The organism is Polynucleobacter corsicus (assembly GCF_018688255.1).
Taxonomy (GTDB): Bacteria; Pseudomonadota; Gammaproteobacteria; order Burkholderiales; family Burkholderiaceae; genus Polynucleobacter; species Polynucleobacter corsicus.
This window is the reverse complement of the sequence record NZ_CP061314.1, coordinates 1,967,955-1,980,493: the sequence shown is the minus strand read 5'-3', so window position 1 is coordinate 1,980,493 and position 12,539 is coordinate 1,967,955. Positions and strand designations below refer to the sequence as shown.

The window sequence follows — 12,539 nt, the reverse complement described above, 5'->3', positions numbered from 1 at the left end:
TTACCAAAATATGGCGTACAGAATTCCTAAAATTAAAACCCATTTCCCGATGTAATACACGCTGCGATGTTTTGCTTTGAGCTTTTTGGCCTGCGCCCTAAGGTGATAAAAATACTTAAAGAGAACATTTACAAAGCCGACCTTCTCCCCTTCAACATTTTGGGAAGAGGCTGCGCTCATGACGTAACGCCCAAACCAGCGATTTAATAATTGCACCAATTTAGTGTGAACCGGCCGCTCTACATCACAAAATAAGACAATGCGTTGGTGATCTGTTTCGTTGGCCGCATAGTGGATGTAAGTCTCATCAAACATCACTGGCTCACCATCTTTCCAGTAATACTGCTCTCCATCCACATTAATAAAGCACTTGGGATCATTTGGGGTGACTAGGCCAATGTGATAGCGTAGCGAGCCCGCATAGGGGTCTCGGTGCCTTACTAGCGTTGCCCCGGGTGGCAATGAGGCAAACATCGCCGCCTTGATCGAGGGGATTGATTTGAGGATGGCAACAGTTTTAGGGCATTGGAGCTGCGCTGATGGCATTTCTTTGCCATACCAATAGAGGTGAAAGCGCTTCCAGCCTGTCCGAAAAAAGGAATTAAATCCAATATCGTTGTATCCCGTAGCGGCTGCTATGGCGCCATCCGCATTCAAAGCTAGTGCCTCATCACGGATGGTCTGCCAATGATCTTGCAGGGGCTTCATTTCGGGAAAGTCTGCAACTGGAATAAATGCCCCAGCCTTGGTTTTTGAAAACAAGTAGAGCAGACTGTTGATTGGCGCTAAAAGTACTTGGTAGTCTGTTAGAGAGCGAACTAAGCCAAATCGCACCTTCCCTCTAAAGTAAACATAGATAGCCGATACAACAAAAATTAGAAAAATGACGTGACGAAGTTCCATTGAATGTACCAATTAGCGTTAATACCAACATTTTAATTTGTATGGAGCACCATTTCACCCCTATTTTCATAATGAATATGCTCCAATGTTAATTGGGGCCATAGTAGGCCACCAAGAATGCGCCTAATCAGCGCTGCAATGATGATTCGTTAAGGAAATCCACATGAATAGATTCGTAAAATGGCTTTTAAGCCTCATATTGATTGGCCTGGCTGGTTTGGCGGCTTATACCTGGATTATGTTCAATTGGAGCTATGGCAGCGGTGAGCGTGCTGGCTATGTGCAAAAGTTTTCCAACCGAGGCTATGTATGTAAAACCTGGGAAGGTGAGCTAGCTATGGTGTCCATGCCGGGAACCATGTCAGAAAAATTCCTCTTTACAGTGCGTGATGATGCTGTGGCACAAAAAATTAACGCTAATCTAGGTAAAAAAGTTGCCCTTAAATATGATCAGCATATCGGATTGCCTACAAGCTGTTTTGGCGATACTGAGTATTTTGTATCTGATGTGACAGTTATAGAAGAGTAAAAAATGGGTAAGAAAAAAATTGCTGTGACGCAGCTTTATTTTTGTAATTTTTTGTGGTTAAAATCATGTAAGCGCAAGGTGCGCTGACATCAATATCTATAAGGAGCTTCACTTGAACAAAGCAGAACTAATCGCAGCGATTGCTGACGACGCTGAGATCTCAAAAGCCAAAGCTGAATTTGCATTGAATTCTGCTATTGAGCAAATCATTAAAGCTGTTACTAAAGGCGACTCAGTACAACTGATCGGTTTCGGTACTTTTTCTTCTGGTAAGCGTGCTGCACGTATGGGCCGTAATCCAAAAACTGGTGAGCCACTCAAAATTGCTGCTGCTAAAACTGTTAAGTTTTCTGCTGGTAAAGCATTTAAAGATTCAGTTAACAAGCGTAAGAAGTAATTCTTGCTTTTTTGTTTCTAGGGGAAATGCAAAAAATTAGTACACATGCCCAAGCTCAAATCTCAGCTTTGCACTAAGCGTCGATGCCGATGAATACTCATCAAAATTCCGGCTCCAAACCCCAGAGTCACTAAGGCAGTTCCTCCATAACTGATGAACGGTAGTGGAACTCCAACCACGGGTAATAAACCACTCACCATGCCGATGTTGACAAAGGCGTAGGTAAAGAAAATCAGCGTGACAGATGCGCCTAGTAGACGAGTGAATAGATTGGGTGCGCTAGCTGAGATGGCTAAGCCTCGTTTAATCAAGGCGAAGAAAAGTGCCAACATCACTAAATTACCCAGTAGGCCAAACTCTTCCGAGAAAACAGCAAAGACAAAGTCGGTATGTTTTTCGGGAATAAATTCGAGATGGGCTTGCGTGCCCTGGAACCAGCCTTTACCAAAAAATCCACCTGAGCCGATTGCAATCATCGACTGAATGGTGTGAAAGCCTTTTCCAAGTGGGTCGCTGCTCGGGTCGAGCAAGGTGCACACCCGATGTTTTTGGTAGTTATGAACTAGCGGCCATACAACATCCTGGGCACAAATGGTGCTGCCAAAAATAATGATGAGAATGATTCCAAAAGCGCCAAGGCCAACAAACGGCAAGATCCACTTCCACGGCAATCCAGCAAGAATAATTACATACATGCCTGCAGCAAACACTAAGAGCGCGGTACCCAAGTCAGGTTGACGCGCAATGAGTAGCACTGGAATACCAAGAATGATTGCTGCGACGCCATAGTCCCAAGACTTTTGAATGCCCTCCCGTTTTTGGAAGTACCAAGCCAGCATGAGTGGCATGGCAATTTTCATGAGCTCAGATGGTTGAATCACAAAACCAATATTGAGCCAGCGTCTTGCACCTTTTTTAATCAATCCAAATATAGCGACTGCGATCAGCAGCGCAAGTCCGACTCCATAAATCCATACTGCAGTCGTCTCCAACCACTTTGGTGGAACGCGAGAAACAATCCACATGACCGCAAAAGAAAGTGCCAAGTTACGCAGCTCATCCTCAAAACGAACGGGCGTATTTTGACTTGCGGATAAGAAAGTAATAAATCCAATGCCTGCTAAGCCAAGTAGAATAAGGCCTAGCTGGCGATCGAGCCCACTAAAAATACTGAGAAATATTTTCTTTGCTTTGTTTATGGCGCTCTTTTCCATTCAGGAATCTCCTTTGGCCATTTACCTTCAAGATAAAAATCAAGTGCTTTACGTGCAATCGGCGCAGCGTATTGCGCGCCAAATCCTGCATTCTCTACAACCATCGCAATGACGATTGTCGGTTTTTCTGCGGGGGCAAAAGCAATATACAAAGCATGGTCACGTAAAAATTCTGCAGTAGACCCGTGCTTGTATTCTTTCGAATTCAAGCTAAATACCTGCGCTGTTCCAGTCTTGCCGCCAACTTGGTATCCGGTACCTTTAAAAACAGATGCAGAGGTTCCGGAATTATTTACCTCAACCATCGCTTTTTTAATCACCTCAATATTCTCGGGTACGAGATCGATTCGATAACTTTCTTTAGGTGTAGTTAGAGTACGATTTCTTGTAAAGGGATCTTCGATTGCCTTTACTAAATGCGGCTTCATCACAATACCGTTATTAGCTAAATTGGCCATGCCATGCGCTAACTGCAAAATAGTAAATGCGTTATAGCCCTGACCAATGCCAAGGGAAATTGTTTCGCCTTCATACCATTTTTGCTGCTCTGGCTTTTTAAAAGTATTTTTCTTCCACTCAGTGGATGGAAGTATGCCTTTGGATTCGCCCTGTAAGTCGATGCCAGTAATTTGACCAAAGCCAAAAGGCTTCATGAAGTCATGCATCATGTTGACACCCATGTCACGTGCTAACAAGTAGTAGTAGGTATCGCAAGATTCCACAATCGACTTCTGCATATCAACAATACCGTGCCCACCCTTTTTATCGTCGCGGAAAGTGTGATTACCAAAATCAAAATAACCCGGATCTGAAATGGTTTGTGATGGTGTACGCTTTTTGGTTTCTAAAGCTGCGAGTGCCATAAATGGTTTATAGGTTGACCCCGGTGGATAAATTCCTTTAAGCGGGCGGTTATAGAGTGGCTTCTGTGGCGAGTCGTTTAACTCTTTCCAAGTTACTGAATCAATGCCCTCAACAAAGTCATTGGGATTGAAGTTTGGCTTAGAGACAAAGGCTAGGATGTCTCCAGTCTCAGGCTCAATCGCTACAAATGCACCGCGGAAATTTCCGTAGAGTTGCTCTACCAAGTACTGCAGTTTGATATCAACGGACAGCACCACATTTTTTCCGGGCACAGATGGCGAGCTAGAGAGTGTGCGCACTGGCTTGCCGCCCGCGGTAATTTCTACTTGATCGTATCCTGGCACTCCACGTAAAACGTTTTCATAACTTTGCTCTAAGCCAATCTTGCCGACGTACTGAATGCCCGGCAAAAAAGAAGTCTGAAGTGCATCAGGATCATCCGCTTTAGAGTTCTCAATTTCTGCCTGCATTTTCTCTTTGTCTCTTTGAGAAACGCGTCCGATATAGCCAATTAAATGAGAGGCCAACTCGTTGTAGGGGTACTCTCGGAAACTGCGAGCACGAATCTCAACCCCCGGAAATCGGTAGCGATTGGCCATAAATCGCGCTGTTTCAGCCTCGGTAAGCATCGATCTAAGTGGAAAAGTGCCCATTTTTCGGGAATCCTCAAAGGAGCGCTTGAAATTTCGACGATCTCTTGGGGAAATCAGCACAATTTGAGAGAGTTCATCGATGAGCTCATCTACGTTTCCCTTAAGCTCTGCTGCATTCACATCTAGGGTCAATGCCGAATAGTTTCTGCCAATCACGATGCCATTTCGGTCTATGAGCAGGCCCCGATTGGCTGGAGCAGGTACGAGAGCGATCCGGTTGTTTTCTGCCAATAAGGCATATTTGCCATGACTTACCAGTTGCAGCCATACCAATCGCGTAATCAGCAATAAGAAGCAGAAGGTGACAAACAAGGTCGCAATATGAATGCGCTCTTGAAACGAATCGAGATCTGGTTTTTTAAATGAAACCATACCGCTCTTTAAATTGGGCGATTGTGATCAACGTCAATGGGACGACGTTGAGGTGACAACAAGATACGTGTTGCCAAAGGCCACAGCAGTGCCTCGATGAGAGCCTGAGCGGCACCAGTTAAAGCCCACCAATAAATCTCGCCACTCAATAACCAATGAGCCAGCACTGGAAATAAAGAGACTAATAAGAAGATTGGTATTAGATGCAGAGCTTGCGTTAAAACTGTTAAAGCAATGATGCGACGATGCCAAGAGATAGCAAGGTAAGCCACCAATGAGTAGCTAAATGCATGAAGGCCTAGCAAGTCAGAGTTATGGACATCCATCAAGAGGCCCAGAATGAAGGCAATGATGACACCGACATAGCGATGCTGATGGATATTCCAGAACACGATACAAATAATGAGCCAGTCCGGAACCCATCCGTAATTACCAATCGGCAATAGATTGAGTAGTAGTGCACAAAACAGGCTGAAATAAATAAAGACCGGATTTACCGGACGCAGAATATAGCCGCTTTGAAGATCGATCATTGCATGCCTCGCGTACGAGTTTGACGGCGACCAGGGGTATTGGTCGGCGACGTACCAGGTTTACCAATAGTAGTAGACGCCTTTGCATCCCATTGCGGGTCGTACAGCAGGGCAAGGGCCTGGCGATAGCGGTTAACTGGTGCAACTGGCACGCAAAATACATTGGAAGAGTTCTTATCTGCATTGCGTTCAATGCGACTAATCACGGCTACAGCAAAGCCGGGCGGATAAATGCCATCGATACCAGAGGTAATGAGTACATCACCCACTTCAAGATCGCTGGCTACAGGAAGGTAACGAAGCTCAAGCGGGTTGCCGCGCCCAGCACCAAATACAGCTGCTCTTAAGCCATTACGTGCAATTTGTACTGGAACTGCGAAGTCACGATCTTCTAACAATGACACTTCTGCAGAGCGATCATAAATGCGCACTACTTGCCCTAAGATGCCGGAGTCGTTTGCAATGGGGTTGCCCAACTTCAGACCATCTTCACTTCCACGATTAATCACAATGCGCTGAGAAATAGGATTGGGTGGATTAAATAATATTTCCACTGGCAGTGTTTTGAATGGAACTTGTTTTTGCAAATCCATCAACTGACGTAGATTTTGATTTTCTACAAGTAGAAATTCTGACTGATTGGCCAGCAAAGAGAGCGCTGCTTGACGCGCTTTCATTGCTTGATTTTCTTTGTCGAGCGTTCCGCGTGTTATGAAATATTCTGAGCTCGCGTCATACGCATTGCGCGGCATCATCATCACATACTCAAGTGGGCGCAATAACCAATTGACGTTATTGCGAATCGGATCAAGTGCTTTAAAGCGAAAGTCGATCAACATCAAGGCGATGCTGATCGATAGACAGACAATCAGTTTGACTAAAGCCGGAACGCCTTGTCTGAAAAGAGGAGGAGCGCTATGTTGCAAGTCCCTAATCGACGCTTAGGTCAATTACTCTTGAGAGAACACGCCACCCAACTTATCCATGCGCTCTAAAGCTATACCGCAACCACGAGCAACGCAAGTGAGTGGGTCTTCTGCAACATGAATAGGAAGGCCAGTTTCTTCGAGCAGCAAGCGATCGAGGTCGCGCAATAGCGCGCCACCACCGGTGAGCATCATGCCGCGTTCAGCGATGTCAGATGCAAGCTCAGGAGGAATTTGTTCTAAAGCAGCTTTCACTGCTGTCACGATTTGATTTAGTGGATCCGTCAATGCTTCAAGCACTTCATTACTGGTCACAGTAAAGCTGCGTGGAATACCTTCAGAAAGATTGCGACCTTTTACTTCCATCTCGCGCACTTCTTGTCCTGGGAATGCAGATCCAATAGTTTTCTTAATCAACTCAGCAGTCTGTTCACCAATTAACATGCCGTAGTTACGACGAATATAGTTTGTGATGGCTTCATCAAACTTGTCGCCACCAACGCGTACGGAGCCTTTGTAAACCATGCCACCCAATGACATCACTCCAACTTCAGTTGTGCCGCCACCGATATCAACAACCATAGAGCCGGCTGCTTCTGAAACTGGCAGTCCTGAGCCAATTGCTGCTGCCATTGGTTCTTCAATTAAAAATACTTGTGATGCGCCTGCACCTAGTGCGGATTCGCGAATAGCGCGACGCTCAACTTGGGTGGAGCCGCAAGGAACGCAAATAATGATGCGCGGGCTTGGCTTTAATAGCTTGCTCTCATGCACCAGTTTGATGAATTGCTTGAGCATCTGCTCGGTAATTGTGAAATCGGCAATAACGCCGTCTTTCATCGGGCGAATGGCCTCAATATTTCCAGGAACACGCCCCAGCATGGCTTTTGCTTCTTTTCCAACCGCCAAAATGGTTTTTTTGCCATTTGGGCCACCTTCAGTGCGAATTGCCACAACTGACGGTTCATCAAGCACAATACCCCGTTCACGCATGTAAATTAAGGTGTTGGCGGTACCTAGGTCGATGGCCAGGTCATTAGAAAAGTAGCTGCGAAAAAAACCAAACATGATGTAGTGGGAAAATAAGTAAGTGTTAAAAAATATATATAGGAATGATACTCTAGCGCCCCATGAAACTTGATGATGTCCAGCGCATTGCGCACCTTTCCAGCCTTGAGTTAAGTCAGGCAGAAGCCGAGGCAGTATTGCCCCAATTACAGGCAGTTTTTGCCCTGGTTGAGGAGATGCAAGCTGTCGATACGAGCGGTCTTGCCCCCTTAGCTCACCCCATCCTCTTTCTGCGTGATCTGGCGCAACCTCTGCGTAATGATGCGGTTACAGAGACTGACCATCGCGCTGAAAATATGCAATCTGCCCCTGCTATGCAGGATGGCTACTTCTTAGTCCCACGGGTGATCGAATGAGTTGGCATCAAACCCCCATCGCCTTAATGGCCAAAGCATTGGCTGCTAAAGAGGTCTCCAGCACCGAGCTGACAAAGTACTTTCTGGATCGAATCGAAGCCGGAAAGCATTGGAATGCTTATCTTGATGTAAGTGCTCACTTAAGTTTAGAGCAAGCATCCAAAGCAGATCAAATCATTTCTTCAGGAAAGGCCGGAAAGCTGACCGGTATCCCGGTTGCCCACAAAGATGTCTTTGTGACGCGTGGCTGGAAGTCCACCGCCGCATCCAAAATGCTCGAGGGCTACCTGAGCCCATTTGATGCCACCGTAGTTTCTAATCTCGGAATTCCAGACGAACTGAATCCCAATGGCGCTGGCATGGTTTGCCTAGGCAAAACGAATATGGACGAGTTCGCCATGGGTTCCTCCAATGAAAATTCAGCCTATGGACCAGTCCTTAATCCCTGGAATTCAGAATATGTCGCCGGTGGATCCTCTGGCGGCTCTGCAGCAGCGGTGGCGGCTGGATTGGCTCCAATTGCGACAGGCACAGATACTGGCGGCTCCATTCGTCAACCAGCGGCATTTTGCGGATTAACCGGTATCAAGCCGAGTTATGGGCGCGTGTCTCGTTACGGGATGATTGCCTACGCCTCATCACTGGATCAGGCTGGCCCAATGGGCAAGACTGCAGAAGACTGTGCTTTATTGCTCACGGCCATGTCGTCACATGATTCACGTGACTCCACTTCACTGGCGGATTCTGGAGAGGACTACGGTCGCTACCTCACCCAGTCTTGGAAAGAAGGCAGCTCTAATCCAGCAAAACCACTTGAGGGATTACGAGTTGGCCTGCCAAAAGAATTCTTTGCAGATGGTCTTGCTCCAGAAGTAGCCAATGCAGTCAATGCTGCAGCAAAAGCTTTGCAAGACTTAGGTGCGAAGCTGTTAGAGGTTAGCCTGCCTAAAACTAAGTTATCTATTCCGGTCTATTACGTTTTAGCTCCAGCTGAAGCCTCCAGTAATTTGAGTCGATTTGATGGCGTGCGTTACGGACACCGCGCAAATGAATATCGCGACTTATCTGATATGTATAAGAAATCACGCACCGAAGGTTTTGGTGCGGAAGTAAAGCGTCGCATCTTGGTAGGTACTTATGTACTTTGTCATGGTTATTACGATGCTTATTATTTACAGGCACAAAAAATTCGCCGCATTATTGCAGCTGACTTTCAGGCGGCGTTTGAGAAATGCGATGTCATTTTGGGACCTGTAGCCCCTGATGTTGCATGGCGCTTAGGTGAAAAATCAAAAGATCCCGTGCAAATGTATCTAGAGGATATTTACACGCTCTCAACCAACTTAGCAGGGCTGCCGGCGATGAGCGTGCCTTGCGGCTTCAATACAAGTAATTTGCCGATTGGCATGCAGTTAATTGGAAACTATTTTTCTGAGGCGCGCTTACTTCAAGTGGCGCATCAATATCAGCAAAATAGTGATTGGCATTTGCGTCAAGCAAGCGAGGTGGCATGATGCAATGGGAAATCGTGATTGGTCTAGAGACCCATGCGCAGCTACAAACACAATCTAAAATTTTCAGCGGGGCGAGTACACGTTTTGGTGCAAGCCCGAATACTCAAGCCTGTGCTGTTGACCTAGCTTTACCTGGGGTATTGCCAGTATTAAATCGTCAAGCCGTTGAACATGCCATTCGTTTTGGTTTAGCTGTCAATGCCAAGATTTCACCAGCAAGTATTTTCGCGCGCAAGAATTATTTCTATCCGGACTTGCCAAAGGGTTATCAGATTAGCCAGATGGATCTTCCTGTAGTAGTTGGCGGCCATCTGGAAATATTGGTTGGCGATCAAGTCAAAGTAGTGGAGCTCACGCGCGCCCATATGGAAGAAGATGCCGGTAAGTCGGTTCATGAAGAGGGCTTCTTAGGTCCGCACGGTGAAGCATCTAGTGGTATTGACTTAAATCGTGCTGGCACACCATTGCTAGAAATTGTGACTGAACCAGTGATGCGCAGTGCTGCGGAAGCAGTTGCCTATGCAAAAGCACTTCATACGCTGGTTGTTTGGCTTGGGGTATGTGACGGCAATATGCAAGAAGGCTCTTTCCGTTGCGATGCCAACGTATCTGTTCGACCTGTAGGCCAAAAAGAATTTGGTACCCGTTGCGAAATTAAGAACTTAAATTCCTTCCGCTTTTTGGAAGAGGCAATTCAATACGAGGTACGTCGCCAAATTGAATTGATTGAAGATGGTGGCAAAGTTGTGCAAGAAACCCGCCTATACGATCCCGATCGTCAAGAGACTCGCAGTATGCGCAGTAAAGAAGATGCCAATGACTATCGCTATTTCCCGGATCCAGATTTATTGCCAGTAGTGATTGATGACGCCTGGATTGCCGATGTGCGCAGCAAGATGCCAGCTTTACCGGCACAGCTTCGTGAACAGTGGCAAAGTGAATTTGGCTTAAGCGCCTACGATACACAACTACTCACGCAAGATCGCGACACTGCCAAGATATTTGAAGGGCTGCTTGCGATTGTTGGTCAGTCTTTGGCAAAAGCTGCAGCGAACCTGATTGCAGGTGAGTTTGCTTCATCACTTAATCGCGCTGGAATTGCTGCTGCAGATGCGCCATTAAAAGCTGAACATTTGGCGCCACTATTAACTCGCGTAGCAGACGGTACGATCTCCAACAAGATTGCAAAAGATATCTTCGCAATTTTGTGGGAAGAGGCTATCGCAGGCAAGGCCATTAGTACTGTTGATCAAGTCATTGATGCTAAAGGTTTGAGGCAGATTAGCGATAGTGGTGAACTTGAGGCCATGATCGATACAGTGTTAGCGGCCAATGAGAAGTCGGTTGAAGAGTTCCGCTCCGGTAAAGAAAAAGCATTTAATGCTTTGGTAGGCCAGATCATGAAAGCTTCGCAAGGTAAAGCGAATCCAGGTCAAATAAATGAGCTTCTGCGTAAAAAGCTGAGCTAAAAAAATAAATCAGAAAATAAGTGAGAAAAAGATAGATGAGCGCAATCGATCCTAAGCAGGCCGAACAAGAAGAATTGGTAGCAGAGTGGTTGCGTGCCACCCCGGGTTTCTTTGAGCGTTACGCCAATCTTTTAAATGAAATTCGTTTAAAGCATCCCCACGAGGATCGTGCGATCTCCTTACAGGAGCGCCAGATGACGTTGCTGCGTACACAGAATCAAGAGCTCAATCGTCGCCTAAGTGAGATGCTGCACTTTGGTAGTCGTAATGACAAAACCCAGCAAAGCTTAGTGGCTTGGTTATTACGTTTAATGCGCGCTAACACCAAGGCAGATGTGGAGTCTGCAGTGACTGCAGGTTTGGCGGAAGTGTTTGAGGTCGAGTCGGCACAACTCTTGTCACCCAATGCAGCATTTGGCCCATGGATTGATACGCCACTATGCGGCTCTGCCAAAGAGCTAGCTGCAGCGAGTGTAGATTTGTTGGCAACTCAAGTGACTATCGATTCTGAGTGGCAAAGCATGGTGGCTATTGGTCTGCCATTAGGTAAAAGCATTGGCGTAGCGCAATCGCCAGCAGTACTTTTATTAGCAAGCAAAGACGAGTCCCGTTTTACTGCTGATATGGGCGCGTTCTATTTGCGTCAGATTGCTGAACTTACTGCTGCAGCTTTGGATCGTATCCAGGCTTATGAGCCAAGCACTAGCTGATCTGCACCCCTTAGTGCAGGAGTACTTGCACGAGCTGCATATATTAAGGCAGCTCTCACCGCATACGCTTAAAGCGTACCGCATGGATCTTGGTGAGTTACAGGCATTGGCAACAGATGATGCCGTCGAGTTGTTAAAGGTTACCAATGCTCACGTACGACGCTGGGCCGGTCGCTTACATTCAAAAGGAAAGTCATCTCGCACGATTGCAAGAGCCCTTTCTGCTTGGCGTGGCTGGTATGACTGGCTAACTGAGAAAGATGCACGACGTGATGCGCAGGCAGGTAGGATTACTGCAAATCTAGTTGCCAATCCAGTTGATGATGTAAAAGCGCCTAAGCGTTTGAAGTCTTTACCAAAAGCCCTTTCAGTCGAGCAGGCACTCTCTTTGGTAAATCAGGCCGTCAAAGAAGCTGCAGAAAAAAAGGATCTAGAGACGGTGCGTGATGCCGCGATCATTGATTTGTTGTATTCCTCAGGTCTACGTTTATCAGAGCTGTTAGGCATTGATGTGATGCAAAGCAAGGATCGTCAGCATGAGTCTGCTGGCTGGCTAGATTGGGATGCTGCAGAGGTGACAGTTTTGGGTAAGGGCGGCAAACGTCGTTCAGTCCCTATAGGTGGACCAGCAATGCAATCACTCAAAGTCTGGCGTGCTGCTCGAGATCTGCTTGAGCAGGCAGATATATCGATGGCTTTATTTATCTCCGCTACGGGCGTGCGTTTATCTCCCCGCACTGTTCAGGCGCGCTTACGCACCTTAGCCATGCGGGCAGGCCTTCCCACCCACGTGCACCCGCATATGATGCGCCATAGCTTTGCTAGCCATGTATTGCAGTCTTCTCAGGATTTGAGGGCGGTGCAGGAGATGTTGGGGCACGCCAGCATCGCCAGCACCCAGATTTACACCTCTTTAGACTTCCAGCACTTAGCACGGGCATATGACAAAGCGCACCCCCGTGCGAAAGCTGGCAAAGCTTGAAGAACTCGGTAAGATAGAAGGTTTCCCACTTGGGGAATGTATTTATAGA

At 46.7% G+C, this 12,539-nt stretch carries 13 protein-coding genes; 7 read left to right on the top strand and 6 right to left on the bottom strand.

Features of this window, described 5'->3' with window-relative positions:
* Complete coding sequence (locus C2747_RS10185; protein ID WP_215331682.1) at positions 1-903, bottom strand: aspartyl/asparaginyl beta-hydroxylase domain-containing protein; 903 nt, start codon at positions 901-903, stop codon at positions 1-3.
* A gap of 163 nt (positions 904-1,066) precedes the next feature.
* Between C2747_RS10185 and C2747_RS10180 the strand changes: the two genes are divergently transcribed.
* Complete coding sequence (locus C2747_RS10180) at positions 1,067-1,432, top strand: DUF8785 domain-containing protein (RefSeq protein WP_215331681.1); 366 nt, start codon at positions 1,067-1,069, stop codon at positions 1,430-1,432.
* Positions 1,433-1,544: 112 nt separating this feature from the next.
* Entirely contained in the window at positions 1,545-1,829 is a 285-nt protein-coding gene (locus C2747_RS10175; RefSeq protein WP_046330979.1) for an HU family DNA-binding protein, read from the top strand.
* A gap of 62 nt (positions 1,830-1,891) precedes the next feature.
* Here the strand turns inward: C2747_RS10175 and rodA are convergent, their stop codons facing one another.
* Genes rodA through C2747_RS10150 form a run of 5 tightly spaced genes read right to left on the bottom strand, consistent with a single transcriptional unit; the run spans position 1,892 to position 7,459 of the window.
* Positions 1,892-3,043 (bottom strand): rod shape-determining protein RodA, encoded by a 1,152-nt coding sequence (gene rodA, locus C2747_RS10170; protein ID WP_215331680.1) that lies wholly within the window; start codon positions 3,041-3,043, stop codon positions 1,892-1,894.
* Positions 3,025-4,932, bottom strand: a complete 1,908-nt coding sequence (mrdA, locus tag C2747_RS10165) for a penicillin-binding protein 2 (protein ID WP_215331679.1) — start codon at positions 4,930-4,932, stop codon at positions 3,025-3,027. The genes rodA and mrdA overlap by 19 nt, the downstream gene beginning before the upstream one ends.
* A gap of 8 nt (positions 4,933-4,940) precedes the next feature.
* Positions 4,941-5,465, bottom strand: coding sequence for a rod shape-determining protein MreD (gene mreD / locus C2747_RS10160; protein WP_215331678.1), 525 nt, complete (start codon positions 5,463-5,465; stop codon positions 4,941-4,943).
* Positions 5,462-6,391: a rod shape-determining protein MreC gene (gene mreC / locus C2747_RS10155; RefSeq protein WP_215331677.1), complete on the bottom strand. Its 930-nt coding sequence runs from the start codon at positions 6,389-6,391 to the stop codon at positions 5,462-5,464. The genes mreD and mreC overlap by 4 nt, the downstream gene beginning before the upstream one ends.
* Positions 6,392-6,415: 24 nt before the next feature.
* A complete protein-coding gene (locus C2747_RS10150) occupies positions 6,416-7,459 on the bottom strand; it encodes a rod shape-determining protein (RefSeq protein WP_215331676.1) in 1,044 nt (347 codons plus the stop codon).
* A gap of 62 nt (positions 7,460-7,521) precedes the next feature.
* Between C2747_RS10150 and gatC the strand changes: the two genes are divergently transcribed.
* From gatC to C2747_RS10125, 5 genes are read left to right on the top strand one after another with little or no spacing between them, the layout of a single operon-like run.
* Positions 7,522-7,815: an Asp-tRNA(Asn)/Glu-tRNA(Gln) amidotransferase subunit GatC gene (gene gatC, locus C2747_RS10145; RefSeq protein WP_215331675.1), complete on the top strand. Its 294-nt coding sequence runs from the start codon at positions 7,522-7,524 to the stop codon at positions 7,813-7,815.
* Positions 7,812-9,329, top strand: a complete 1,518-nt coding sequence (gene gatA / locus C2747_RS10140; RefSeq protein WP_215331674.1) for an Asp-tRNA(Asn)/Glu-tRNA(Gln) amidotransferase subunit GatA — start codon at positions 7,812-7,814, stop codon at positions 9,327-9,329. The genes gatC and gatA overlap by 4 nt, the downstream gene beginning before the upstream one ends.
* Complete coding sequence (gene gatB / locus C2747_RS10135; RefSeq protein WP_349814581.1) at positions 9,326-10,798, top strand: Asp-tRNA(Asn)/Glu-tRNA(Gln) amidotransferase subunit GatB; 1,473 nt, start codon at positions 9,326-9,328, stop codon at positions 10,796-10,798. Before gatA ends, gatB begins: the two co-directional genes overlap by 4 nt.
* A 35-nt stretch (positions 10,799-10,833) precedes the next feature.
* On the top strand, positions 10,834-11,508 hold the full coding sequence (locus C2747_RS10130; protein WP_215331673.1) for a DUF484 family protein: 675 nt from the start codon (positions 10,834-10,836) through the stop codon (positions 11,506-11,508).
* Positions 11,489-12,490 (top strand): tyrosine recombinase XerC, encoded by a 1,002-nt coding sequence (locus C2747_RS10125; RefSeq protein WP_215331672.1) that lies wholly within the window; start codon positions 11,489-11,491, stop codon positions 12,488-12,490. Before C2747_RS10130 ends, C2747_RS10125 begins: the two co-directional genes overlap by 20 nt.
* The last annotated feature ends 49 nt before the right edge of the window (positions 12,491-12,539 follow it).

Excerpts from the sequence above, each read along its gene's own strand:
- C2747_RS10130 (WP_215331673.1), top strand. The coding sequence starts at position 10,834 with ATGAGCGCAATCGATCCTAAGCAGGCCGAACAAGAAGAATTGGTAGCA.
- gatA (WP_215331674.1), top strand. The coding sequence starts at position 7,812 with ATGAGTTGGCATCAAACCCCCATCGCCTTAATGGCCAAAGCATTGGCT.
- C2747_RS10150 (WP_215331676.1), bottom strand. The coding sequence starts at position 7,459 with ATGTTTGGTTTTTTTCGCAGCTACTTTTCTAATGACCTGGCCATCGAC.
- C2747_RS10180 (WP_215331681.1), top strand. The coding sequence starts at position 1,067 with ATGAATAGATTCGTAAAATGGCTTTTAAGCCTCATATTGATTGGCCTG.
- mrdA (WP_215331679.1), bottom strand. The coding sequence starts at position 4,932 with ATGGTTTCATTTAAAAAACCAGATCTCGATTCGTTTCAAGAGCGCATT.
- gatC (WP_215331675.1), top strand. The coding sequence starts at position 7,522 with ATGAAACTTGATGATGTCCAGCGCATTGCGCACCTTTCCAGCCTTGAG.
- C2747_RS10125 (WP_215331672.1), top strand. The coding sequence starts at position 11,489 with ATGAGCCAAGCACTAGCTGATCTGCACCCCTTAGTGCAGGAGTACTTG.
- gatB (WP_349814581.1), top strand. The coding sequence starts at position 9,326 with ATGATGCAATGGGAAATCGTGATTGGTCTAGAGACCCATGCGCAGCTA.
- C2747_RS10185 (WP_215331682.1), bottom strand. The coding sequence starts at position 903 with ATGGAACTTCGTCACGTCATTTTTCTAATTTTTGTTGTATCGGCTATC.
- rodA (WP_215331680.1), bottom strand. The coding sequence starts at position 3,043 with ATGGAAAAGAGCGCCATAAACAAAGCAAAGAAAATATTTCTCAGTATT.
- mreD (WP_215331678.1), bottom strand. The coding sequence starts at position 5,465 with ATGATCGATCTTCAAAGCGGCTATATTCTGCGTCCGGTAAATCCGGTC.